At 69.7% G+C, this 23,057-nt stretch carries 22 protein-coding genes; 1 reads left to right on the forward strand and 21 read right to left on the reverse strand.

The window, feature by feature from the left end; genetic code table 11:
* Nucleotides 1-7 precede the first annotated feature (7 nt).
* From BKK81_RS20595 to BKK81_RS20660, 14 genes are all read right to left on the reverse strand, one after another.
* Nucleotides 8-964, reverse strand: coding sequence for a PDR/VanB family oxidoreductase (locus BKK81_RS20595; protein WP_071017272.1), 957 nt, complete (start codon nt 962-964; stop codon nt 8-10).
* Between the two features lie 93 nt (nt 965-1,057).
* Nucleotides 1,058-2,020 (reverse strand): VOC family protein, encoded by a 963-nt coding sequence (locus BKK81_RS20600; RefSeq protein ID WP_071017274.1) that lies wholly within the window; start codon nt 2,018-2,020, stop codon nt 1,058-1,060.
* Nucleotides 2,021-2,057: 37 nt separating this feature from the next.
* A complete protein-coding gene (locus tag BKK81_RS20605) occupies nt 2,058-3,533 on the reverse strand; it encodes an aldehyde dehydrogenase (RefSeq protein ID WP_071017276.1) in 1,476 nt (491 codons plus the stop codon).
* A 45-nt stretch (nt 3,534-3,578) separates the two neighbouring features.
* The gene (locus BKK81_RS20610; RefSeq protein ID WP_071017278.1) at nt 3,579-4,379 is read right to left on the reverse strand and encodes an aspartate dehydrogenase; all 801 of its coding nucleotides are present in this window, start codon (nt 4,377-4,379) and stop codon (nt 3,579-3,581) included.
* A gap of 16 nt (nt 4,380-4,395) precedes the next feature.
* A complete protein-coding gene (locus tag BKK81_RS20615; RefSeq protein WP_071017280.1) occupies nt 4,396-6,123 on the reverse strand; it encodes a thiamine pyrophosphate-binding protein in 1,728 nt (575 codons plus the stop codon).
* Entirely contained in the window at nt 6,116-6,919 is an 804-nt protein-coding gene (locus tag BKK81_RS20620) for an SDR family oxidoreductase (protein WP_071017281.1), read from the reverse strand. Before BKK81_RS20620 ends, BKK81_RS20615 begins: the two co-directional genes overlap by 8 nt.
* Before the next feature lie 16 nt (nt 6,920-6,935).
* The gene (locus BKK81_RS20625; protein WP_071017283.1) at nt 6,936-7,766 is read right to left on the reverse strand and encodes an IclR family transcriptional regulator; all 831 of its coding nucleotides are present in this window, start codon (nt 7,764-7,766) and stop codon (nt 6,936-6,938) included.
* 37 nt (nt 7,767-7,803) lie between these two features.
* Nucleotides 7,804-8,670, reverse strand: coding sequence for an alpha/beta fold hydrolase (locus tag BKK81_RS20630; protein WP_071021921.1), 867 nt, complete (start codon nt 8,668-8,670; stop codon nt 7,804-7,806).
* A gap of 70 nt (nt 8,671-8,740) precedes the next feature.
* Nucleotides 8,741-9,280 carry a cupin domain-containing protein gene (locus BKK81_RS20635; RefSeq protein WP_071017285.1) on the reverse strand — a complete coding sequence of 180 codons (540 nt, stop codon included), beginning with the start codon at nt 9,278-9,280 and terminating at the stop codon, nt 8,741-8,743.
* A gap of 18 nt (nt 9,281-9,298) precedes the next feature.
* Nucleotides 9,299-10,069 (reverse strand): SDR family oxidoreductase, encoded by a 771-nt coding sequence (locus BKK81_RS20640; protein WP_071017287.1) that lies wholly within the window; start codon nt 10,067-10,069, stop codon nt 9,299-9,301.
* Nucleotides 10,062-11,117, reverse strand: a complete 1,056-nt coding sequence (locus BKK81_RS20645; RefSeq protein WP_071021924.1) for an aromatic ring-hydroxylating oxygenase subunit alpha — start codon at nt 11,115-11,117, stop codon at nt 10,062-10,064. The genes BKK81_RS20640 and BKK81_RS20645 overlap by 8 nt, the downstream gene beginning before the upstream one ends.
* A gap of 50 nt (nt 11,118-11,167) precedes the next feature.
* The gene (locus tag BKK81_RS20650; protein WP_071017289.1) at nt 11,168-11,473 is read right to left on the reverse strand and encodes a recombinase-like helix-turn-helix domain-containing protein; all 306 of its coding nucleotides are present in this window, start codon (nt 11,471-11,473) and stop codon (nt 11,168-11,170) included.
* A gap of 413 nt (nt 11,474-11,886) precedes the next feature.
* Nucleotides 11,887-14,085, reverse strand: coding sequence for a xanthine dehydrogenase family protein molybdopterin-binding subunit (locus BKK81_RS20655; RefSeq protein ID WP_071017290.1), 2,199 nt, complete (start codon nt 14,083-14,085; stop codon nt 11,887-11,889).
* Complete coding sequence (locus BKK81_RS20660; RefSeq protein WP_071017292.1) at nt 14,069-14,509, reverse strand: (2Fe-2S)-binding protein; 441 nt, start codon at nt 14,507-14,509, stop codon at nt 14,069-14,071. The genes BKK81_RS20655 and BKK81_RS20660 overlap by 17 nt, the downstream gene beginning before the upstream one ends.
* A gap of 596 nt (nt 14,510-15,105) precedes the next feature.
* On the opposite strand from BKK81_RS20660, the gene BKK81_RS20665 reads away from it, so the two are divergent.
* On the forward strand, nt 15,106-16,200 hold the full coding sequence (locus BKK81_RS20665; protein WP_071017294.1) for a porin: 1,095 nt from the start codon (nt 15,106-15,108) through the stop codon (nt 16,198-16,200).
* A 288-nt stretch (nt 16,201-16,488) separates the two neighbouring features.
* On the opposite strand, the gene cheZ is transcribed toward BKK81_RS20665, so the two are convergent.
* From cheZ to cheA, 7 genes are all read right to left on the reverse strand, one after another.
* Complete coding sequence (gene cheZ, locus BKK81_RS20670) at nt 16,489-17,124, reverse strand: protein phosphatase CheZ (RefSeq protein WP_071017295.1); 636 nt, start codon at nt 17,122-17,124, stop codon at nt 16,489-16,491.
* 10 nt (nt 17,125-17,134) lie between these two features.
* On the reverse strand, nt 17,135-17,530 hold the full coding sequence (cheY, locus tag BKK81_RS20675) for a chemotaxis response regulator CheY (protein ID WP_071017297.1): 396 nt from the start codon (nt 17,528-17,530) through the stop codon (nt 17,135-17,137).
* A 169-nt stretch (nt 17,531-17,699) separates the two neighbouring features.
* Entirely contained in the window at nt 17,700-18,782 is a 1,083-nt protein-coding gene (locus BKK81_RS20680; RefSeq protein WP_071017299.1) for a protein-glutamate methylesterase/protein-glutamine glutaminase, read from the reverse strand.
* Between the two features lie 22 nt (nt 18,783-18,804).
* Entirely contained in the window at nt 18,805-19,452 is a 648-nt protein-coding gene (cheD, locus tag BKK81_RS20685; protein ID WP_071021927.1) for a chemoreceptor glutamine deamidase CheD, read from the reverse strand.
* Nucleotides 19,452-20,360: a CheR family methyltransferase gene (locus BKK81_RS20690; RefSeq protein WP_071017301.1), complete on the reverse strand. Its 909-nt coding sequence runs from the start codon at nt 20,358-20,360 to the stop codon at nt 19,452-19,454. The genes cheD and BKK81_RS20690 overlap by 1 nt, the downstream gene beginning before the upstream one ends.
* Nucleotides 20,361-20,421: 61 nt before the next feature.
* Nucleotides 20,422-20,916, reverse strand: coding sequence for a chemotaxis protein CheW (gene cheW / locus BKK81_RS20695; protein WP_071017303.1), 495 nt, complete (start codon nt 20,914-20,916; stop codon nt 20,422-20,424).
* 34 nt (nt 20,917-20,950) lie between these two features.
* A complete protein-coding gene (gene cheA, locus BKK81_RS20700) occupies nt 20,951-23,002 on the reverse strand; it encodes a chemotaxis protein CheA (protein ID WP_071017305.1) in 2,052 nt (683 codons plus the stop codon).
* Nucleotides 23,003-23,057: the final 55 nt, after the last annotated feature.

Below are 23,057 nucleotides of genomic sequence, written 5' to 3' on the forward strand. Positions count from 1 at the left end.
GCGAGCCTTACAGGTCGAGCACGAGCCGCGCGCCCTTGCAGCCGGACACGCATACCATCATGGTCTTGCCGGATTCGCGCTCGTTCTTGCTGAGCACGCTGTCACGGTGCTCCGGCACGCCTTCCAGCACGCGCGTCTCGCAGGAACCGCAAACACCTTCGCGGCAGCTGTGGTCGACGTCGACGCCGGCTTCCAGCAGCGCATCGAGCAGGGCCTTGCCGGACGGCACCGTTAGGTGCTTGCCGCAGCGTGCCAGCTCGACCGTGTAGGCGCCGTCCTGCACGGCCGACACGGCCGGATCGGCGGCAAAGCGCTCGATGTGCACGTGCTGGTGGCCGTGGCCGCCGCAGGCGGCCTCGAAGGCCTGCAGCATCGGGCCCGGCCCGCAGCAGTAGAAATGCGTGTCGGCGCCATGGCCTGCCAGGCGCGCCGGCAGGTCGGGCGGGCCGCCCTGCACGTCGTCGAAATGCACGCGCAGCGCATCGCCGTACTGTTCCAGTTCATCGAGGAAGGCGGCCTCCTCGCGCGAGCGGGCGCAGTAGACCAGCTCGAAGGAGCGGCCGAGCTGCGCCAGCCGGCGCGCCATGCAGGCGATCGGCGTGATGCCGATGCCGCCCGCCACCAGCACGGTGTGGGCCGCGCCCTCGTCCAGTTCGAAGTGGTTGCGCGGCGCGCCCACCGTCAGCGTGCTGCCGACGCGCAGCTGCTCGTGCACATAGCGCGAGCCGCCGCGGCTGGCGCGGTCGTTGAGCACGCCGACCACGTAGCGGTCGCGCTGCTCGGGGGCGCCGCACAGCGAGTAGCTGCGCACCAGTCCGTTGCCCAGGTGCAGGTCGATATGCGCGCCGGGCGTATAGGCCGGCAGTTCGCTGCCGTCGACGGCGCGCAGTTCCACGCTGACGATGCCGCGTGCCTCGTAGCGCATGGCCTGCACGCGCATCGTCAAGGTCTGGCTGGTACTCATGACTGTCTTCCTTCCTGCTGTTGCCGCGGTCTCGTTGCCGCTGTCTTGCTGCTGTCTCGTTGCTGCTGTCTTGCGCGCGCCTCGCCGGGCCGCTCAGCGCTTTTCCGTGAGGAACTTGCCCTCGGGGCCGCCCGCGTTCTTCTGCCGGCGCGTGTTGCCGTCCAGGCCGCCCTCGACCGCCCATTCCGCGAAGCGGGTGGGGCCGGGCTCGAACTCACGCGGTTCCCAGCGCGCGTCGAGCTGGTCCTCGTCGGCGTAGTACTCGATCAGGCCACCGGCCGGGTTCTTGAAGTACCAGAAGTAGGCCGAGGAAATCGGGTGGCGGCCCGGGCCGAGCTGGGTATCCCAACCACAGCGCGAGACGTGCAGGCCGCCGCCGAACACTTCGTGGATGTCGCGCACGGTGAAGGCGACGTGGTTCAGGCCGCTCTTGCCGTTGGGCAGCTGCAGCAGGAACAGGTCGTGGTGGCCGCCCTCGGGGGCACAGCGCAGGAAGGCGCCGCGCTCCGGATAGCGGTCGGACGGCACGAAGCCGAGCTTGCCGGTATAGAAGCGTTCGGTGGCGGCCACGTCCTTGACGAAGAACACCACGTGGCCGACCTCGACCGGCTGCGCGCGCTCGTAGATGGGCGCGCGCTGGTTCAGGCGCGGCTTCTCGTTCCAGGTGTTCATGCGCGCGCATTCGAGCTGCACCTCGCGCTTGCGGGTGAGCTGGAAGCGCACGGCCAGGCCGTTGGGGTCGGTGCAGCCGACGCGCCCGCCGGCCTCGGTGAAGCCGGCCTCGCCGCGGATCGCCTCGGCAATGCCCGCCAGCGCGGCGGGGGTATCGACGCCCCATACCACCTCGCGCAGGGTCGGGCCGTCCTCGATGGCAGGCGGCAGCGCCGGGTCGTCGCTGCGGCGCACCAGCACGCGGCAGCCGTTCAAGGTCTCGAAGTCCAGGCCGGCGGCGTCTTCACGCGTGAGGGCCAGGCCCCAGTCGGCGAAGAAGCGCTTGCAGGCGTCCAGGTCGTCGGCACCGTAGACGATTTCGTCGATGCCCAGGATCGTGTTCATCTTGCTGTCTCTCTCTTGTGGGTCGCGCGGCGCCGGCTCAGTTGGCCCAGGGCAGCGGCTGCTCGTTCAGGCCCCAGTACACGCTCTTCTGCTCCATGTACTGCAGGATGCCCAGGCGGCCCTTCTCGCGCCCCAGGCCGCTGTCGCGCCAGCCACCGAACGGCGTGGAGATCGAGAACTGCTTGTAGGTGTTGATCCACACATTGCCGGCCTGCACCGCGCGAGCGAAGCGCCAGGCGCGCTTGTAGTCGCGCGTCCAGATGCCGGCGGCCAGCGCGTAGACGCTGTCGTTGGCCTGCTCGATCAGGCTTTCCTCGTCTTCGAAGGGCATGGCCACCAGCACCGGACCGAAGACCTCTTCCTGGCAGAGGCGCGCGCGGTTATCCAGCCCTTCGATGATGGTAGGCGTGTAGAAGTAGCCGTTCTCGCAGCCGGGCACGACCGGGCGCAGGCCGCCCGTGCGCAGCTGGCCGCCGTCTTCCACGCCCATCGCCACGTAGGACTCGATGCTGTCGCGGTGGCGGTCGGTGATCAGCGGGCCCATCTGGGTGCGCTCGTCGGCCGGGTCGCCCACGCGCAGGCGCGCCGCGCCGGCGGCCAGGCGCTCCAGGAAGGCCTCGTACAGCGGGCGCGCGACGAACAGGCGCGAGCCGGCGATGCAGGACTCGCCCGAGGAGCTGAAGATGCCGTACAGCACGCCGTTGACGGCGTGGTCCAGGTCGGCGTCCTCGAACACGATCGTGGGCGACTTGCCGCCCAGCTCCAGCGACACCGGCATCATCTTGTCGGCGGCGATGTGGGCGATATGGCGGCCGGTGCTGGTGCCGCCGGTAAAGGACACGCGGCGCACCAGCGGATGCTGGGTGATGGCGTCGCCGATCACCGAGCCCTTGCCGGGCAGCACGCTGACCAGGCCCTTGGGCACGCCGGCCTCTTCGCAGATCCTGGCCAGTTCCAGCGCCATCAGCGGCGTGACCTCGGCCGGCTTGACCACTACGGCGTTGCCCGCGGCCAGCGCCGGCGCCATCTTCTGCGCTTCGCTGGCGATCGGCGAGTTCCACGGCGTGATGGCCGCCACCACGCCCATCGGCTCGTGCACGCTCAGGGTCAGGCAGTCGCCGCGCGACGGCGTGAGCGCTTCTTCCAGCGTTTCGCAGGCCGCCGCGAAGAACTGGAAAGTGCCGGCGGCGCTGGCCACCAGCGCGCGCGTCTCGCTGATCGGCTTGCCGTTGTCCAGGCGCTGGCGCTGCGCCAGCGGCTCGGCGCGGGCGCGGATCAGCTCGGCCACGCGGTAGAGCACGGCGGCGCGCTCATGCGGCTTGCGCCGGGCCCAGCCGCTGGTCTCGAAGGCGCGCTGCGCGCCCTGTACCGCTTCCTCGACGTCGGCCACGCTGGCCGCGTGCAGCTCGGCCACCACCTCGCCGGTGGCCGGGTAGCGCGTCGCATAGCGCTCGCCCGTGCCCAGGCGCCATTCCCCCGCCACGCAGATCGGCAGGCATTGTTCCGTGTTCATCTCGCTCTCTCTCTTGCTTGGTCCGGGCCGGCCGCGGGCCGCGCCTCAGATGGATACCGCGTGCGCGCGGTTGCCCAGCGCCCGCACCACGCTGAACACCGTCAGCGCGGAAGTCTTGGGGTTGGCAGCCAGCGGCTTGCCGCGCATGGTCAACTCGAAGCCGCCGAAGGCGCCGCGCGCGGCCACGTGGTGCACGTTCTCCTGCTCGCCGGGATCGGCCAGCAGCTTGACCCGCGTGCGGTCCAGGCCCAGCCCGGCCAGCGACAGCGTCGCGGCGACGTTGGCGTTCTTCGGATAGAGCCGCGCGGCATCGCGCGCGCTGCCCTCGAAGATGACCTGGGCCTCGGTCAGCGCGCCGAGGTCGCAGACCTGCTCGGCCGGCGTGCCCAGCCAGGCGCGCGGCGGCTTGCGGCCGGTGTAGACCACCTCGTCGAGGCCGCCCACGCGGGCCGCGGCCAGCGCGTCGATGGCGCCGATGGCGCCGGACAGCAGTTGCACCTGGGTATGGCCGCGCCGCGCTGCGGTTTCCAGCCGGTCGGCCAGGCCGGGCTCCGACAGCGCGCCCACCGAGACCACCAGGCAGGCGATGCCGCGTTCCAGTGCCGGCACCACATGCTCGGCCAGCGCCTGGTGTCCGGCGCACTCGACCAGCAGGTCGGGACGGCTGTCGCCGAGCCCGTCGACCACGCGCGCGCCGGGCGCCAGCGCGGCCAGCGCCGCGCGCGCCTCGGCCTGCGCCGCCTCCGGCACGATCACGGCATCGAAGGCGACGTCGGGATCGTCCTTGAGCAGTTCCAGCACGCCGCGCCCGATCGCGCCGCAGCCCACCATCGACACGTGCAGCATCTCGCCTCTCCTTGCCTCAGGCCGTCACGGTGGCGCGCTCGGCGGCGCGCGCTTCCTGCTCGCCCTGCGCGTCGGCCGGCGTCGCCTTGTTGACCGGCGGGCCGGCGAAGGCGGTCTTGAAGCTGCCGATGGCCAGCATGTCGATCTCCAGCAGGAAGGGACCGGCTTCGGCCGTGGCCGCTTCCAGCGCGGCGGCGGCGTCGGCCAGGTTGCCGACGCGGCAGTGGCGCAGCGCCAGCGACTGGGCCAGCTGGGCGTAGTCGGGCGTGTGCAGGTCCACGTAGTGGCGGCGGCCGCCGTACTGGGCATCCTGGATGTTCTTGATCACGCCGTAGCCGCGGTCGTTCATCAGCACGATGACGAGGTCGGCGCGCTCCTGCACCGCGGTGGCCAGCTCGCCCAGGTTGAGGATGAAGCCGCCATCGCCGGCCAGGCAGAAGGTCTTCTTGCCGGAGGCGGTGGCCGCCGCGCCGACCGCGGCGCCGATGCCCATCGCCAGGCCCTGGCCGATGCCGCCGCCCAGCGCGTGCACGCCGGCACGCGAGTCGAACAGGCGCAGCTCGCGATTGCCCCAGGTGCTGTTGGACACGGTGACGTCGCGCACCCAGTTGAACGCGCGGCCCACCGCCGCCTGCAGCGACTGCACCAGCGCGGCGTAGGGGCCGAGGCCGTCGACCAGGCTGCCGACCGCGGTGTCGTGCGCGCGGCGCAGGTCGGCGGCGAAGCCGGCGTCGACCTTGAGCTTGCCTTCGAGACGGTCGGCCAGGCCGGCCAGCGCCAGCGCGGCGTCACCGCAGACGAAGGCATCGCTGGCATAGCAGCGGCCCTCGGCCGAGGGATCGGCGTCGATGCGATAGAGCGGGCGCGGCAGCTTCAGCTCGTACTTCAGCGTCTCGTTGCCGCGCAGGCGCGAGCCCACCACCACCATGGCGTCGCAGCCCTGGTAGAAGGTCTCGACCGGCTTGTGCAGGTTGTAGGCGCCCAGCGAGCGCGGGTCGTCCTCCGGCACGATGCCGCGGCCCTGCGTGCTGGTGACCACGCCGAAGCCCAGGTCCAGCAGGCGCTTGACCTGCGCGCCGGCATGGCGCGCGCCACCGCCCAGCCACAGCATCGGGCGCTTGGCGCGGGCCAGGTGCTCGGCCATCGCATCGAGGGCCTCGGCCGAGGGCACGTGCGTGGGCACGGCGAGCGGACGCAGGTCGGACGGCATCGGGATCAGCGCCGACTGGATATCGATCGGCACTTCCACGCTGACGGGGCCGCTCGGCGCGGTCAGCGCGGTCTGCACCGCGAGCTTGAAGGTCGACAGCGCGGTGTCGGCGCTGCGCACGCGGAAGGCGGCCTTGGACACTGCCTTGAGCATGGTGAGCTGGTCCGGCGCCTCGTGGATGTAGGCCAGGCTCTGGTCCAGGTAGGGCGTCTCGATCTGCCCGGTGATGTGCAGCAGCGGCGTGCCGGCGGTCAGCGCTTCGACCATGGCGCCGGCGGCATTGCCGGCGGCGGTGCCGGTGCTGGTCAGGCACACGCCCAGGCCGCCGGTGGTGCGGGCGTAGGCGTCGGCCATATTGGTGCCGCCGGCCTCGCCGCGCGCCGGCACGAAGCGGATCTTGCCGCGCTCGCCCATCGCGTCGAGGATGGGCATGTTGTGGATGGAGATCACGCCGAAGGCGGCCTTGACCCCGCATTGTTCGAGAAAGGCCGCGATGGCGGCGCCGACGGTGACTTGCGGTTGTTCGTTACGCATGACGGGAGTGTCCTCCGGAGATATCGATATGGCTGCCCGTGGTGTACGAAGACAACGGCGAGGCAAGGAACAGGATGGCGCGCGCGGCTTCCACCGGCAGGCCGAGGCGACCGAGCTGGATATGCTTCTGCCCGGCCAGGCGCGCGGTCCACGCGGCCCAGTCGAGATGGCGGTCTTCGTCAGGGCGCGCCTCGAAGCGGCGGCGCCACTGGCCGGATTCCACCAGGCCGAGCAGGATCCCGTTGACGCGGATGCCCTTGGGGGCGAACTCGGTGGCCAGCGAGCGCACCAGGTTGTGCACCCCGGCGCGCGCGGCCGAGGTCGCCACCATATGAGGCTCGGGCTGCAGCGCCAGCAGCGAGTTGACGCAGACGACGGCCGCGTCGCGCGTGCGCTCCAGCTGCGGCAGGAAGGCCCGCGTCGGGTGGATCACGGAGAAGAACTTGAGCCGCAGTTCTTCGGCCCAGGCTTCGTCCTCGGTATCCGCGAAGGTCGACACGCGGCCCTGGCCGGCGTTGTTGACCAGCATCTGCGCGGGTCCCAGCGCAGCCTCGGCGGCGGCGGCGAAGGCGCGCACCTGGCCCGGGTCCAGCACGTCGCAGCGCGCCGCATACAGCTTGGCGCCGGGAAAGCGTGCGCGCAGGCCGGCTTCGGCTTCGCGCAGGCGGGTTTCGTCCCGGCCGCACAGTGCCACCGCTGCGCCCGCTTCCAGCAGCAGCTCCACGGTGGCCAGTCCTATGCCCGACGAACCGCCGGTCACCACGGCCACGCGGCCGTCCAGATCGATCATCGGCATCCCATCACCTTGTTCATCATTCTCGGTATAAGTTGACTACCTTGTTCTCCGCCGCCGGACGGTAGTCCAGCAGGCGCGAGAGCTCGTCCGCCGCATGACGGACCTGTTCCACCATCGGGCCGAGCTGCTCCGGATCGATGCGCGAGGACGGGATCGTCGCGCCCATCGCCGCCGCCACCTTGCCGCTGCGATCGCGCACCGGCGCCGCGATGGTGGAGATGCTCGCTTCGAAGAAGCCCTCCTGCAGCACGTAGCCGCGCTGGCGGTCGTGCTGCACCATCTCGAACAGTTGCTCGACGGTGCGCGGAGTGCTCTCCGAGAACACCTCGAGCTGCGACTCCGGATAGAGCTCGCGCAGTTCGGCCAGCGACAGGTCTTCCAGCAGCACGCGGCCGAGCACGGTGGCGTGCGCCGGCAGGCGCGTGCCCACGTTGACGGAGCTGGCGAACGGCGTCGGCGCCACCGACTTGGCGACGTAGACGATCGAACGGCCGTCGCGCACCACCAGGTTGCACGGGTAGCGGATGTCGTCGCGCAGGCGGTCGAGCAGCGGCCGGCCCAGCTCGGTCAGTTCCAGCGAGGCCAGGTACTCGAAGCCCAGGCGCAGCACGGCCATGCCGAGGCGGAACTCGCGCCCGCCGTCGGTACGCTCGACGAAGCCCATCATCTCCAGCGTGGTCAGCAGGCGGAACACCGTCGAGCGGGGCACCTGCAGCCGGCGCGCCAGTTCGGCCGCCGACAGCGTGCTGTCCTTGCGGCTGAATTCGCACAGCAGCCGCAGTCCGCGCTCCAGGCCCGGCACGATGTACTTTTCCTGGAGGACTTCGGGCAGGGTGGCTTTGCTCATGGTCGTGTTCATCCTTGCAGTTGGCGTTGGCGATGGGTCAGTGTGACACGGCGGCGCCGGGAGCGGCCGCGGCGGGCAGCAGGCCGCGCAGCATGCGCGCCAGTGCCTGTGGCTGCTCGATATAACACACATGACCGGCATCGGGCACCAGCCCGAAAGGCAGGCCCAGGCGCTGTGCCAGCGCCTCGCTCGCCGCCGGCGTGGTGACCACGTCCGCGCCGCCGCAGGCCACCCGCACGTCCACCCCGGCGGCTCGCCGCTGCAGGTAGGGCTCGATGGCATCGCCGCACAGCATGGCCACCGCCTGGCGGTAACCGTCCACGTTCAGGCGCCGCATGTTCCAGCGCACCCAGTCGCGCGCGCCGGCATCGGCGGCCGCGCTCAGCAGGCGCTGCGGACCGCGCTCGGCCAGGCCCCCCACGCCGAGCTGCGCCAGCGCCTGCAGCCGCTGCGCCGACACCTGTTGCGCCTTTTCCTGCTGGCCGGGCGCACCGTAGCCCTGCGCCGGGCTGAGCAGCAGCAGCCGCGACGGCAGCAGCGCGGGACGCGCCTGCGCGACGAAGGCCGCGGCCATCAGCGCGCCCAGCGAGTGGCCGACGATGACGTCGGGATGCAGCGCCAGCGCCTCCAGCAAACCCGCCAGCCGCGCCGCATAGTCCGACGCGCGCGGCGCCGCTTGCGCCAGCGCGGCGGAAGCGCCGTAGCCGGGCGCGTCCCATGCCAGCACGCGCGCCTGCGCCGCCAGCAGGCTGGCGCACGGCAGCCAGGAGGCCGCGCCGGAGCTGATGCCGTGCAGCAGCACCACCAGCGGGCCCTGCCTGCCGCCGCTGCGGTAGGCCACGCGGGCGCCGTCGGCCAGCACGGCCGTGCGCTCGGCGAAGCCCGCGTCCAGTTCGGCGAGCAGGGCCGCCGGGGCCTGGACGTGGTCCGCTGCGGAGGCAGGCGCGCTGCCGGGCACGGGAGCGTTCACGATCTCACCCGCGCTTGATCTGGGCGAGCGGATGCTCGGGCGGATAGGTCGGCGTGACCGGCTTCCTGGCGCCGAGCATCACGCACATCAGCGCGTCCTCCTCGCCGATGTTGATCTCCTCGCGGTACACGCCGGGCGGCACCGAGACCAGGTCGCGGTCGGTCAGGATGGTCTCGAAGCGCTCGCCGTCCTTCTCCAGGATCAGCTTGATCTTGCCGCGCAGGATGAAGAACACCTCTTCCACGTCGGTATGCAGGTGCGACGGGCCTTCATGGCCGGCCGGGATGATCATGGTCGAGAAGGTGAAGTGCTCCGACGGCACCGTGTTGGTGTCGGCCGCCACGCCCGTGCCGCCCGTGCCCAGGTAGCGCATCTGCGCGCGGCGGTACTTGGGATCGTGGTCGGCCTGGAACTTCAGCGCGTCCCAGTCGTAGCGGCGGGTGGAGAAGCGCGCCACGCGGCTTTCCATCCATTGGTCGAAGCTGGCGCCCTCGGGGCGCTCCCACGTCCGCTTGACCTGCGTCGCTTCGCTCAGATCGCTCATCTCTTTCTCCTTGCTGATTCAATGCATCACAAAACCGCCGTTGACCGCCAGCGTCTGGCCGGTCACGAAGCGGGACAAGTCGGACAGCGCGAACACCACCGCGCCGCATACGTCTTCGGGCAACTGCTCGCGCGGGATCGCGCGCTGCTCGCGGTACAGCTCGTGGCGCTTGGCCGGCACGTACTCGGTGGCTTCCACCAGGGTCAGGCCGGGCGCGACCGCGTTCACCGTGATGCGCGCCTCGCCCAGTTCGCGCGACAGCGAACGGGTCATGCCGAGGATGGCGCTCTTGCTCGCCACGTAGGCCAGCAGCCGGGGCGCGCCCCACAGCGGCGTGTCGGAGGCCAGGTTGACGATGGCGCCGCGTCCGGAGGCACGCAGCGCGTCCAGGCAGGCGTTGGTCATCAGCCAGGTGCCGCGCACGTTCACCTGCATCACGCGGTCCCAGGTGGCGATGTCGATCTCGTCGCTGGCGCGGCCGCCCGAGTCGGTCACCGCCGCGTTGTTGACCAGGCCGTCCAGGCCGCCGAGGCCGGCGATGGCCTGCTGCGCGCAGCGGCGCACCGAGTCCGGGTCGGCCAGGTCCAGCTCCAGCGGCAGCACGGTGAGGCCGCGCTGCGCCAGGCCGGCCGCGGCGGCGCGCACGCGCTCGCCCAGCACGTCGGCCATGGCGACGGCGGCGCCGGCCTGCGCGATCGCTTCGGCGAAGGCCAGGCCCAGGCCGCGCGCGGCGCCGGTCACCAGCACGCGCCGGCCGGCCAGCAGGCCTTGGTTGGCGGCGTCAGGCATGGGTGGCGGCTCCACTGGCGGGCTGCAGCATGGCGATCGGCTGCTCCGCGACTTCCTGTTCGGCGCGGCGGCGCAGCAGGCGGCGCACGCGCGTGATGCCGATGTCGTGCTGGTACAGCGTCTCGTGGTCGCGCGCGTTCGGCGCCAGCGACTCCAGCACCACGCGGTCCTGCTCCAGCACGTCCCAGTGCAGGCGCTCGAGGCGGTTGCGGTAGAGGAAGCGCCAGGCATCGCGCTGCCAGCCCTGCACATGGCGGGTGCGCCAGAAGAAGACCATGCAGTGCTCGGTATCCACCGGGGTGGCGATGCCGACGATGCCGAAGGGGCCGCCGGGGCCGACCTTGCGCTGATAGGGGATGGACAGGCGCAGCCACAGCGCGCCGGTCTCGCCGAACTCGACCCAGTCGAAGTTCACGCCGCGCTGGCCGGTCTTCTCGAAGACCAGGCCGTGCTCGGTTTCGACCACCTGCATCACGGCCGACTTCTCGCCGCTGGCCATCGAGTGCGAGACTGCGTGCAGGTAGGCACCGTGCATCGGGTCCATGACGTTGTCCACCGCGTAGCGGTAGTTGCAGTCCCAATGCGCCACGCACAGGAAGTGGCTGTGCTCCTCGCTTTCCAATTCCTCCGGCAGGCGCAGCGCGTCGGCCTCGCCCGGGGCGCGGTCGCCGAACCAGACGAAGACGGCGCCGGCCTTCTCCTGCACCGGGTAGCTGCGCACGCAGGTCTTGCCCTCCATCGGGCAGCTGTCCACCGCCGGCACGCTCTTGACCTGGCCGTCGCCGCCCACTTCCACGCCGTGGTACCAGCAGGCCACGCGGTCGCCCAGGTTCCAGCCCATCGACAGGCGCGCGCCGCGATGCGGGCAGCGGTCTTCCAGCGCCTGCACCTGGCCGGCGCCATCGCGCCACAGCACCAGGTTCTGGCCCAGGCGCGTCACGCCGATCGGCGCATGGCGCAGCGACCACGAGGCGGCCACCGGGTACCAGTAGTTGCGCAGCCCCGTCTCGAGGCGCTCTTCCACGCGTGCCTGCTTGTTCGTTTCCATCGTCATCTCTCGGTTCCTTATCACCCGTCGTGCCCGTGGTGCCGTTGCGCTCAGGCGCCCAGGCGGCGCATCTCGGCGAGGAAGCGCTCCTCGTTCCAGCGCTGGCCGTCGGCACTCAGCAGGCCGGCGGCATTGAAGGCGCGCACGATGTCCTCGGGGGTCTCGGCACCGCCCTCGAAGGCGGCCTGCAGCGCGTCGCCCAGTGCGTTCTCGTAGGCGGTCGGCGCCGCCGCGCGGGTCTGCCACACGAGATTGGCGACCTTGCCGGGCTGCTCGATATAGCCCTTGCCGGCCACGTTGTTGGGCACGGCCTTTTCCCAGGGCGCGAGGTTCGGGTTGTATGCGGCGTCGTCCATTGCGCTTGCTCCTATCCTTCTGGTGCCGGCGCTCGGTGCCGGCTCGGCGCCACATCATCGCGGCGGGGATCTTGCCTTGCGTTTCGTTTCACTAACGAAACAGCGATTCATATATTGAACAAGCAGAACTATAGACAAGGAATCGGGAAATGCAGACTGGGGTTAACCCGTTGATGTGCCAAGACCGGCGCGGTGCGAACTCTGATGCACTTGCCGAAGCCGACGAGATGCACCAACACCGAGCGCCAAGCACAAGGTCTTGGCTCCCTCTCCCCGCATGGGAGAGGGCGGGGGAGAGGGGTGGTTTAGCAAGGCGCCACATCCAGCGAAGCCCTCGGTGTGGTCCAGCACGCGAGCGCAGAGACGAAGCCGATGGTGTGATCCAGGCCGCCGCGGCCGGCGGGCGCTTGCCCTCAGGCCTCCAGCGACATCGGCATCGCGCGGCGGCGCTGCCGGGTGGCCTGGTAGAAGGCGTGCGCCACGGCGGGTGCCACCGGCGCCAGCGAGACTTCGCCGCAGCCCTGGGGCGGGCGGTCGCTGGCGACGATCTCCACTTCCACCTTGGGCATCTCGGCCAGCGAGATGACGCGGAAGTCGTGGAAGTTGCTCTGCTGCACCGCGCCGTCCTGGAAGGTGATCTCGCTCTTGAGCGTGTTGCTGAGCGCGAAGCCGATGCCGCCCTCGATATTGGCGCGGATCAGGTTCGGGTTGATGGCGCGGCCGGCGTCGACGGCGCAGACCACGCGCCGCACCTGGAACGTCTTGCCCGTCCGCTCCAGTTCGACCGCCATCGCCACATAGGTCTGGAAGGCCTCGCCGCGTCCGGTGTAGAGGCTGAAGGTGAAGCCGCGCGTCACGCCGGGCCTGGGCTTGCTGTCCCAGCCGGCGCGGGCCGCGGCCGCGTCCAGCACGCGCACGGCCAGCGGATCGTGCGCCAGCAGCTTGCGCCGGTAGCGGTAGGGATCGGCGCCGGCCGCGTCGGCCATCTCGTTGACGAAGCTCTCCAGCATGAACACGCTCGAGGTACTGCCTACGCTGCGCAGGAAGCTGACCGGAATCGGCTGCTTCACGTCGATCATGTCGACCTTCAGGTTGGGCACCTGGTAGGCCAGGTCATAGATCGCCTCCAGCATGGTCTCGTCCCAGCCGCCGTTCTGCGCCATGCGCTCCTTCTTGATGACACCGTACAGCGACTGGCCGGTGACGCGCGCATGCATGGCCAGCGGCATGCCTTGCGCATCGAGCACGGCGCGGAAGCGGCCCGAGACGCCGGGACGGTAGAAACCATGGCGGATGTCGTCCTCGCGCGAGCGGATCACCTTGACCGGCTGGCCCACCGCCGCCGAGGCGCGCGCGGCGTGGATGACGAAGTCGGGCAGGAATTTGCGGCCGAAGCTGCCGCCCAGGAAGGTGGTGTGGACGATCACCGATTCGGGCTGGCGGTTGAACAGCCTGGCGAGGGCGTTGCGCACGAAATCCTGCCCCTGGATCGGGCCCCAGACCTCGATGGCATCGTCGCGCACGTGCACGGTGGCATTCACCGCCTCCATGGTCGCGTGCACGATGTAGGGCGTGTGGTAGTCGGCCTCGACCATCTTGCCTCCGGCCTTGGCAAGCGCGTCTTCCGGGCTGCCCAGGTGGGTGGCGACGACGGCCCCGGGAGCGCCGAGCGCGGCGACGCGGGCAGCCAGGATGGCGTCGCTGTGCAATCCCTGGGCGGCGCCGGGGTCGATCTCCAGTTCCAGCGCGTCGGCCGCCTTCCTGGCCTGCCAGTAATGCTGCGCCACCACGATGGCCGCGTCCGGCGCCTGTACCACGGCGCGCACACCCGGCATCTTGCGGATCGCCTCGGCATTGCGCAGTCCCGTGACCTTGCCGGTCACCTGGGGCGGCATCTTGAGCGCGCCGACCAGCATGCCGGGCACCTTGACGTCGATGCCGAATTCGGCGCTGCCGTCGACCTTGGCGGGCGTGTCCAGGCGCGGCAGGTCGCGCCCGATCAGCTTGTGGGCGGCCTCGTTCTTCAGCCGGGGCGATGGGTTGAGCGGCAGCCTGGCGGCATCGGCGGCCAGCTCGCCGTAGCCGAGCGAGCGTCCGCTGGCGCCGTGGATCACGCGCCCCAGTTCGGTGTGGCACTGGCTGGGCCGCACATCGAGCCGGCGTGCGCCGGCGCGCAACAGCACCTCGCGCGCCTGCGCGCCGGCGATGCGCAGCCGCTCGTAGAACAGCGTGGCCGACATCGACGCGCCGACGAACTGCTGCGGCTCCTCGTAGGCCGCCCCGGTACGGTAGGCATCGCGCCCGGTGACGAAGACCACCTCGACCTGGCGCCAGTCGGCGTCGAGCTCGTCGGCCAGCACCTGCGGCAGGCCGGTGTAGACGCCCTGCCCCACTTCGCATTGCGACAGGCCGAGCCGCGTCCTGCCGTCCGCTTCGATCCAGATCCAGTCGGTCAGCTCGTGGCTGCCGTGCGGGCCGCTGTCCACGGTGCGGCCGGCCAGCGCCGGCAACGGGATGCACAGCGCACCGGCCGCGGCCACGCCGAACCTGAGGAATCCGCGCCGCGACGGGCTGGCGGGCGCTTCCAGCGCAGTCTCATTTCGCGGCAGCATGGATCGCCTCCCGGATGCGGTGGTAGCTGGCACAGCGGCAGATATTGCTGATCGACGCATCGATCTGCTGGTCGGTGGGATGCGGGTGCTGCTTGAGCAGCGACGCCACCGCCATCACCATGCCGGACTGGCAGTAGCCGCACTGCGGCACGTCCTTGGCGATCCAGGCCTGCTGCACCGGATGCGAGCGCTCCGGCGCCAGCCCTTCGATGGTGGTGACACGCCGGCCGGCCACCGCGCTGGCCGGCGTCACGCAGGAGCGCTGTGCCACCCCGTCGATGTGCACGGTGCAGGCGCCGCACATGCCGATGCCGCAGCCGTACTTGGTGCCGGTCAGCCCGGCCTCGTCGCGGATGACCCACAACAGCGGCGTGTCGCCGTCGCCGTCGAAGCGGCTGGGCTTCCCATTCAGCTCGAATTCCACTCGTTTTCTCCTGATGCCCGATAGCCCGCGCCCATGGCAAGGCTGTCTCTGCGTTTTATATATAAAACACTGATTCCTATGCAGAACATCGAGGACTATAGAGCCTGCTTCCGGGAAGAATCACGCGGGTTAACCCCGATGCCAGCCGGCCGGCTCGGGCGCGTGCTGCCCTCCGATTCCGGCCTGCCGGCCCGCCCGCCTTGATTCATCGGCCTTGCCCGTTCACCCGCCGCGCCCGCATGGATTCACCGGCGCCAGCCGGCAAGCCGGCGGCCGGACGCAATGGCCGTCGTATTCGCGCTGCACTAGGGATATCCCGGGTCCATCCTCCACGGCATTGGCGGCTATATTGAGTTAATCGTTCCGTATATGGATTGTTGTTTTATATACGGAACACGGAGAGAACAAGACGAGGTCCCGCCGGCGCGTTGCCGGCACCCTGGCCTGCCCCCGAACCCGCCGATCCGCAAGGAGGATCCCGCCACCAGACCACCACTGCCCCAGGGCGCCGCGCGGCGCGCGTTCCCGAGCCGGGGAACGGCATCCACACCACGACTGACCGCTATCTGCTATCGGAAAAGAGAAGGAATCGAGAAATGAAACTTGCTAGGCTTGTGGCCGGCTTGCTTGCCGCCGCGCCCCTCGTCGCCGCGGCCCAGTCGGTGACGCTGTACGGCGTCATCGACACCGGGATCGAGTATGTGAACAACGTCGGCGCGGCCAAGGACGGCCTCGCCCGCGTGCCCACGCTGACCGGCACGGTGCCGTCGCGCTGGGGCCTGCGCGGCACCGAGGACCTGGGCGGCGGCCTGAAGGCGAACTTCGCGCTGGAATCGGGCTTCGCGCCCGACAGCGGCGCGTCCAACCAGGGTGGCCGCCTGTTCGGGCGCCAGGCCTGGGTCGGCCTGAGCAGCAGCAACTGGGGCCAGGTCAGCTTCGGCCGCCAATACACCATGTTGTTCTGGGCCACGCTGGACACCGATATCCTCGGACCCAACGTCTATGGCTCCGGCTCGCTCGACAGCTACCTGCCCAACACGCGCGCCGACAACGCGATCGCCTACAAGGGCAAGTTCGGCGGCCTGACGGCGGGCGCCACCTACAGCTTCGGCCGCGACACCGTCAACGCCGGCCCCAGTCCCTCGGGCACCAACTGCGCCGGCGAGAATCCCGCCGACGTGCGCGCCTGCCGCGAATGGTCGGCCATGCTGATGTACGAGACCAACTGGTGGGGCCTGTCCGCCGCCTATGATTCGCTGCGCGGCGGTCCGGGCGCCTTCGGCGGCCTGACCAAGAGCAGCCTGACCGACAACCGCCTGTCGCTGGGCGGCTACATGCTGCTGGCCAACACCAAGCTGGGAGCCGGCTGGCTGCGCCGCGACAATGGCGGCAGCCCCACGCCCAAGAGCGATCTGCTGTACGCCGGCGCGTCCTATGACATCACCCCCGCCTTCAACCTGGCCGGCCAGGTCTACTGGCTGAAGTACCACAACAGCGCCAACAAGGCCTGGCTGTACGCCATCCGCGGCACCTACGCCTTCAGCAAGCGCACCTCGGTCTACGCCACCGCCGGCTTCATCGACAACGGCGGGCAGCTCGCGCAATCGGTCAGCGGCGGCGCCGCGGGTTCCAATCCCGCACCCGGCGTGAACCAGCTCGGCGCGATGATCGGCATCAAGCACGTGTTCTGAGCGCCGGGGAAAGCCCGGAAAGCCGCCGCGCGCGCCGCCTGCCGGCGCGCGCGGCGCTTCTTTTCTTTTCCGAGGCCATGCGCGAGCAAGCTCGGGCGTAAGGGGCAAGCGCGAGAGGCCGGCGCGCAGACGACGAGCGGACGTGCGCCGGCACGCCGCCGCCCGAAGCGGGCAGCACGTGACGGCCCGTGCGGCCATGGCAGCGCCAGGGAACAGGAGGAAACGACGGGGACGGCAGAGCATGCGGCCCGCGTGCCCCGGCGGGCAAGACGCGGGCCGGCAGCAGACTCAGAAGCCCAGGCTGGCGAGCAGGTCGTCCACCTGCGACTGGTCCGACACCACGTCGGCCTTGCCTTCCGGATTGACCTGCGGGCCGTTCATCAGCGTGGCCGGCGCCTCCGCGCGGCGCTCGGCCGGCACGTTGTCGATCAGCATCTGCAGCAGTTCCTGCTCCAGCGAGCGGATCATGTCCATCATCTTCTTGATGACCTGGCCGGTCAGGTCCTGGAAATCCTGGGCCATCATGATGTCCAGCAGATGCGCGCCGGTGGCGCGGGTCTGCTGGGGCACGTCGGTGAGGAAGGCGCGCGTGTCGAGCACCAGCTCGCGCGCGTCGGCCAGCTCCGCCGGCTCCTTGAACCAGGCATCCCAGCGCTGCTCCAGGCCCTCGGCCTGCTTCTCCATCTGAGCCTGGATGGGCTGGGCCAGTTCGACGGCATTGAGCGTGCGCTCGGCCGCCTGCTCGGTCATGGCGGCGATGTACTTCAGCCGGTCGCGCGCGTCGGGAATGGCCTGCGCCGCGCGCTCGATTTCCTTGTCGAGCCCGAGTTCCCGCATGCTGTCGCGCAGCATGCGCGTCAGGTTGCCGATGCGATGGATGATCTGCTCGGCGGTATCGTTGCTGTAAGACGGTGTCGTCGCCATGGTGCCTACCTCAGGTGCCTTCCTTGCCCAGCTTCTCGAAGATCTTGGTGATCTTCTCGTCCAGCGTCGCCGCGGTGAACGGCTTGACCACATAGCCGTTGGCGCCGGCCTGCGCGGCGGCGATGATGTTTTCCTTCTTGGCCTCGGCCGTCACCATCAGCACCGGCAGCTTGGCCAGCGCCGGTTCGGCGCGGATGGCCTGCAGCATGCTCAGGCCGTCCATATTGGGCATGTTCCAGTCGGAGACGACGAACTGGAAGCTGCCATCCTTGACCTTCTCCAGGCCGGCCGCGCCGTCCTCGGCCTCTTCCACGTTGGAAAAGCCCAGCTCCTTGAGCAGGTTGCGGATGATCCGACGCATGGTCGGAAAGTCGTCGACCACGAGGATCTTGATGTTCTTGTCCACTCTAACGGCTCCAAAACGGTTGTGGATGATTGCTATCTCGGCAGGCTCCGGAGAGTGCCAGGCTTCCGGCTCCCTGCCCTTGTACGTCTTGCCGGCGTCTTGCCGGCGTCTTGTTATCGTCTTGTTATGTGGTACTGCGCCGACCCCTCCGTCGCGTCCACCGCGTGCCTCAGACCCGCTGAGCGCGCGCACCGAACGTGGCCAGCCGCGCCATCACGCGCTGCGTCATGGCCGACAGCGGCACGATCTCGTCGACGCCGCCGGCCGCGATGGCCTCCTTGGGCATGCCGAACACGATGCAGCTGTGCTCGTCCTGCGCCAGGTTATAGGCGCCCGCATCGTGCATGCGCCGCATGCCCTGCGCGCCATCGCGGCCCATGCCGGTCAGGATCACGCCGATGGCATTCTTGCCGGCATGCTGGGCCGCCGAATCGAACAGGACATCCACCGCCGGCCGGTGCCGGTTGACCGGCGCCTCCTGCGACAGGTGCGCCACGTAGTTGGCGCCGCTGCGGGCCAGCCGCAGATGCATGTCGCCAGGCGCGATGTAGGCGTGGCCGGGCAGCACCCGCTCATTGTGCTCGGCCTCCTTGACGGTGATGCGGCACAGGCCGTCGAGGCGCTGCGCGAAGGACCGCGTGAAGCCGGCCGGCATGTGCTGCACGATCATGACGCCGGGGCTGTCCGGCGGCAGCGGCATCAACAGTTCCTTGATGGCCTCGGTTCCGCCGGTGGAGGCGCCCACGATGATCAGCTTCTCGGTGGACAGCAACGGGCTGCGCAGCAGCGGCGCGGGCGGCGTGCCGGCGACCGGGCTGGCGGCGGCCGGCGCGGCCGTGCGCACGCGCGCGCGCGAGACCGCGCGGATCTTGTCGGCGATGGCGTCGGTGTACTCGATCAGGCCGTCGCGGATGCCGAGCTTGGGCTTGGTGACGAAGTCCACCGCGCCCAGCTCCAGCGCGCGCATGGTGATCTCCGAGCCGCGCTCGGTCAGCGACGACACCATCAGCACCGGCATCGGGCGCAGGCGCATCAGCCGCTCGAGGAAATCGAGGCCGTCCATGCGCGGCATTTCCACGTCCAGCGTCAGCACGTCGGGGTTCAGCCGCTTGATCATCTCGCGCGCCACCAGCGGGTCGGGAGCGGTCCCGACCACCTCCATGTCGCTCTGGCTATTGATAATCTCGGTCATCAGGCTGCGGATCAGCGCGGAATCGTCCACGCACAGCACCTTGATCTTTGCCGCGCTCATTATTGTCTCGGGTCCTTTCGCTTCAGGATGTCGTGAAGGCAGTCGGGCGGCGCTCGAACAGCTCGGCCCGGCCGCGCTCCGGGGCGGCGGAAATGGCTCGGGCCAGCGCGCGCTCGTCGCGCGCCACCAGCACCTGGTCGTCCTGGCGCGTCAGGCGGCGCACCAGCGCCAGCCCGCTGCGCGGGAAATAGCTGACGCGGCGCGCGTGCGGTCCGCGCAGGTCCTGCGCCGCCACGCGGATGTTCTCGGTCTTCAGGTAGCGCAGCACGAAGTCGGCGTTGCGGTCGCCGATGTTCAGCGTGGTCATGTTGGCGAGCACGGCGCCGCCGCCGAACACCTTGGCCTCGAGCCGCTCGCGCCGCGCGCCGGCCTTGAGCAGTTCGTTGATCAGCACTTCGAGCGCGTAGCAGCCGTAGCGCATCGACGGCGACAGCATGCGGTCGGCGCCGGCGTTCTCGTCGTCGGGCAGCATGAAGTGGTTCATGCCGCCGACACCGGCCACCTCGTCGCGGATGCAGGCTGCCACGCAGGAGCCCAGCACGGTGGTCAGCACCACGTCCTCGCTGCTGACGTAGTACTCGTTGGGCAGCAGCTTGATCGCCTGCTTGCCGAACTCACGGTCGAAATAGGTACGGGTGGCGATCGCCTCCGGCATCTGCGGCGTACGCATCATCCACCTCCCGCGCGGCTGGCCGGCGAGGCCAGCTCGTAGACCGTCTGCCCGCGCAGCTGGAAGGCGCGCGTGACGTAGGAGAAGTTCTCCGAATGCCCGGCGAAGAGCAGCCCGTGCGGCTTGAGCAGCGGCACGAAGCGCTCCAGGATGCGACCCTGCGTGGGCTTGTCGAAGTAGATCATCACGTTGCGGCAGAAGATCGCGTCGAAGCGCTCCTGGATGCCCCAGTCCGGCGCCAGCAGGTTCAGCGGCGCGAATTCGATGGTCGAGGCCAGTTCCGGCTTGACCTTGACGGCGCCCGAACGCTGTCCGCTGCCCTTGAGGAAGAAGCGCTTGAGCTGCTCCATCGGCAGCTTGGCGACCTGCTCGCTGGTGTAGATGCCGCTGCGCGCCTTGGCCAGCACCTGCGTGTCGATGTCGGTCGCCAGCACGGTCGCGGCGCGCTCACCGAGCGCCTCGGCCAGCGTGATGGCGATCGAATACGGCTCCTCGCCGGTGGAGGCCGCCGCGCACCAGACCGAGTAGGGCCGGCCGTGTTTCTTGGCATGCTCCGCCAGCAGGGGGAAGTGATGCGCCTCGCGGAAGAACGAGGTCAGGTTGGTGGTCAGCGCGTTGACGAACAGCTCCCACTCGGGGGAGCGGTCGTCCGACTCCAGCTGCTCCAGGTAGGTGGCAAAGTCGACCAGCTGCAGCGCGCGCAGCCGGCGCGCCAGCCGGCTGTACACCATTTCGCGCTTCTGGCTGCCGAGCGAGATGCCCGCGCGCCGATGGATGAGCGCGCGGATCTTGTCGAAATCCCGCTCGGTCAGCAGGAAGTCGCGCTGCTCGTCGCGGCGCGCGGCGGCAGGCGCCAGCACATTGCGGGTGCCGCCGGCCGCCTGGACTGCTGAGCGTGGCTGCGTCATTTGCTGGCTCCGATGCTGCGTGGTCTGGTTGGGCGGAACGCGGGGTGCTGCAGCGCCGGCCTCAGGCCAGCGCGACCTCGATCAGTTCCATCTCCGGGCTGGTCATCAGGCGTTCGATGTCGATCAGGATCAGCATGCGGCCTTCGACGCTGCCCAGGCCGGTCAGGTACTCGGTCGACACCGACACGCCGAATTCGGGTGCCGGCTTGACGTCACCGCCGTTCAGCGTCAGCACGTCGGAAACGCCGTCGACGACGATGCCGACCACGCGACCGGCGATGTTGAGGATGATCACCACGGTCTGGTGGTCATAGCGCACATTGCCAAGGCGGAACTTCACCCGCAGGTCGACGATCGGCACGATCACGCCGCGCAGGTTGGTCACGCCCTTGATGAAATCCGGCGCATTGGCGATGCGGGTGACCGCGTCGTAGCCGCGGATCTCCTGCACCTTGAGGATGTCGATACCGTACTCCTCCGATCCCAGCGTGAACACCAGGAATTCCTGCCCGGCAGCCTCGCTGCCGGGCGCGTCGATATGTCCGATGCCGGCCATGATGTTGGTTCCTCCAGATCCAGAGCTTGAGCGGTTACTGCACCACCACCGCATCGTGCCGGCGCACGCCGGTACGCTGCAGCGCACCCACGTCGACGATCAGCGCCACGCTGCCGTCGCCCAGGATGGTGGCGGCGGAGATGCACGGCACCTTGCGGTAGTTCGTTTCCAGGTTCTTCAGCACCACCTGGTGCTGGCCGATCAGCTGGTCGACCAGCAGCGCGAAGCGCTTGCCCTCGGCCTGCAGGATCACGGCGATGCCCTGCGTGGGCTCGCGCACGGCATCGGCCACGTCGAACACCCGGTGCAGTTCGAGCAGCGGCAGGTACTCGCCGCGCACATGCATCACGCGTTCGGTGTTGGCGGCGGTGCGCACGTCATCGGCCTTGGGCTGCAGCGACTCCATCACGCAGTTCAGCGGCAGGATGAAAGTCTCGGCGCCGACCCGGACCGACATGCCGTCGAGGATGGCCAGCGTCAGCGGCAGCACGATACGGATCGTGGTGCCCTGGCCCGCGCGCGAGGAGATCTCGACGTGGCCGCCCATTTCCTGGATGTTGCGCTTGACCACGTCCATGCCCACGCCGCGGCCGGACACGTCGGTCACGGCCTCGGCGGTGGAGAAGCCCGGCGCGAAGATCAGTTGCCAGACTTCCTCGTCGGGCATCGACTCCGACACCGCCAGGCCGTTCTGCATGGCCTTGGACAGGATCTTGTCGCGACGCAGGCCGCCGCCATCGTCGCTGACCTCGATCACGATGTTGCCGCCGTGGTGCTGCGCCGACAGGATCAGCTGGCCGGTCGGCTCCTTGCCCGCGGCGACGCGCTTGTCGGGCGTCTCGATGCCGTGGTCCAGGCTGTTGCGCACCAGGTGGGTGAGCGGATCGATGATCCGCTCGATCAGGCTCTTGTCGAGCTCGGTCGCCTTGCCGAAGGTGACCAGGTCGATCTGCTTGCCCAGCTTGGCGGCAAGATCGCGCACCAGGCGCGGGAAGCGCGAGAATACGTAGTCCATCGGCATCATGCGGATCGACATCACCGCTTCCTGCAGGTCGCGCGCGTTGCGCTCGAGCTGGCCCATGCCGGAGAACAGCCGGTCGAACAGCACCGGGTCGAGCGTGGACGCGGTCTGCGCCAGCATCGATTGCGTGATCACCAGTTCGCCGACCAGGTTGATGATCTGGTCGACCTTCTCGGTGGCCACGCGGATCGAACCGGACTCGTGCCCGTGCGCGGCAGCGGCCGGCGCGGCCTTGGCCTTCTCCTTGGCGGGAGCGGCCGCTGCGGCCACGGCCGGCGCCGCAGGCGCACTCGCCACGGCAGCGGTTTCCTGCACGGCGGCCTGGACCGGCTCGGCGGCGGGCTCCTGCACCACCGCGGGCGGCGGCGCCGCATCGGCCGGCTCCACCACGATCTGCTCGCCGTCGATCACGAAGCAGCACACCGCGATGATGTCGTCGGCGCTGCACTGCGTCGACAGCCAGATCGCGAGCTCGCCGTCGCGTTCCTGCTGGCCGGTGATCTCGCCGAGATTGGCCAGTTCCTCGCGCAAGAGGGCCTGGTCGGCGGCCGACACCTTGAGCAGGCGCACCTTGAGCGCACCACCGGCTGCCACGGCAGCGGGGGCCGCCGCCACGGGGGCCGGCGCAGGCGCCGGTGCGGGTGCCGACGCGGCGGCAGGCTCGCCACCCGCCTCGCGCGCCAGCTGCTGCAGGACCGCGCAGATGCGCGCCAGCGTTTCGGGATCGGGTTCGGTACCGTTGCGGTAAGCGTTCAGCTGATCTTGCAACACGTCCTTGGTTTCCAGAAAGGTGTCGATGATGGTCCTCGACAGCGCCATCTCCCGCCGCCGGGTGCGATCCAACAGGTTTTCCAGCAAGTGCGTGGTCTCGGTCAGCGCGGCGAAGCCGAAGGTGGCGGCGCCGCCCTTGATCGAGTGCGCGGCGCGGAAGATCGCATTCAGCTCTTCCGCGTCGGGCGCCTCCAGATCCAGGCCGAGCAGCAATTGCTCCATTTCAACGAGCAGCTCCTCGGCCTCCTCGAAGAAGGTCTGGTAGAACTGCGTGATATCGATATCGACAGACATGGCCGTCCTGACTCTCTAGATCCAGATTGCGGAATGCGGCGCGCCGCACGCGCGG

The organism is Cupriavidus sp. USMAHM13, from assembly GCF_001854285.1.
Lineage (GTDB): Bacteria > Pseudomonadota > Gammaproteobacteria > Burkholderiales > Burkholderiaceae > Cupriavidus > Cupriavidus malaysiensis.

Coding starts and splice junctions, on each gene's coding strand:
- BKK81_RS20625 (WP_071017283.1), bottom strand. CDS start 7,766: ATGAGCAAAGCCACCCTGCCCGAAGTCCTCCAGGAAAAGTACATCGTG.
- BKK81_RS20610 (WP_071017278.1), bottom strand. CDS start 4,379: ATGCTGCACGTGTCGATGGTGGGCTGCGGCGCGATCGGGCGCGGCGTG.
- BKK81_RS20680 (WP_071017299.1), bottom strand. CDS start 18,782: ATGAGCGCGGCAAAGATCAAGGTGCTGTGCGTGGACGATTCCGCGCTG.
- BKK81_RS20620 (WP_071017281.1), bottom strand. CDS start 6,919: ATGCCGATGATCGATCTGGACGGCCGCGTGGCCGTGGTGACCGGCGGT.
- cheW (WP_071017303.1), bottom strand. CDS start 20,916: ATGGCCGGCATCGGACATATCGACGCGCCCGGCAGCGAGGCTGCCGGG.
- BKK81_RS20645 (WP_071021924.1), bottom strand. CDS start 11,117: ATGGAAACGAACAAGCAGGCACGCGTGGAAGAGCGCCTCGAGACGGGG.
- BKK81_RS20650 (WP_071017289.1), bottom strand. CDS start 11,473: ATGGACGACGCCGCATACAACCCGAACCTCGCGCCCTGGGAAAAGGCC.
- BKK81_RS20690 (WP_071017301.1), bottom strand. CDS start 20,360: ATGACGCAGCCACGCTCAGCAGTCCAGGCGGCCGGCGGCACCCGCAAT.
- cheD (WP_071021927.1), bottom strand. CDS start 19,452: ATGCGTACGCCGCAGATGCCGGAGGCGATCGCCACCCGTACCTATTTC.
- BKK81_RS20615 (WP_071017280.1), bottom strand. CDS start 6,123: ATGCGTAACGAACAACCGCAAGTCACCGTCGGCGCCGCCATCGCGGCC.
- BKK81_RS20665 (WP_071017294.1), top strand. CDS start 15,106: ATGAAACTTGCTAGGCTTGTGGCCGGCTTGCTTGCCGCCGCGCCCCTC.
- BKK81_RS20640 (WP_071017287.1), bottom strand. CDS start 10,069: ATGCCTGACGCCGCCAACCAAGGCCTGCTGGCCGGCCGGCGCGTGCTG.
- BKK81_RS20635 (WP_071017285.1), bottom strand. CDS start 9,280: ATGAGCGATCTGAGCGAAGCGACGCAGGTCAAGCGGACGTGGGAGCGC.
- BKK81_RS20600 (WP_071017274.1), bottom strand. CDS start 2,020: ATGAACACGATCCTGGGCATCGACGAAATCGTCTACGGTGCCGACGAC.
- cheZ (WP_071017295.1), bottom strand. CDS start 17,124: ATGGCGACGACACCGTCTTACAGCAACGATACCGCCGAGCAGATCATC.
- cheA (WP_071017305.1), bottom strand. CDS start 23,002: ATGTCTGTCGATATCGATATCACGCAGTTCTACCAGACCTTCTTCGAG.
- BKK81_RS20595 (WP_071017272.1), bottom strand. CDS start 964: ATGAGTACCAGCCAGACCTTGACGATGCGCGTGCAGGCCATGCGCTAC.
- BKK81_RS20655 (WP_071017290.1), bottom strand. CDS start 14,085: ATGCTGCCGCGAAATGAGACTGCGCTGGAAGCGCCCGCCAGCCCGTCG.
- BKK81_RS20605 (WP_071017276.1), bottom strand. CDS start 3,533: ATGAACACGGAACAATGCCTGCCGATCTGCGTGGCGGGGGAATGGCGC.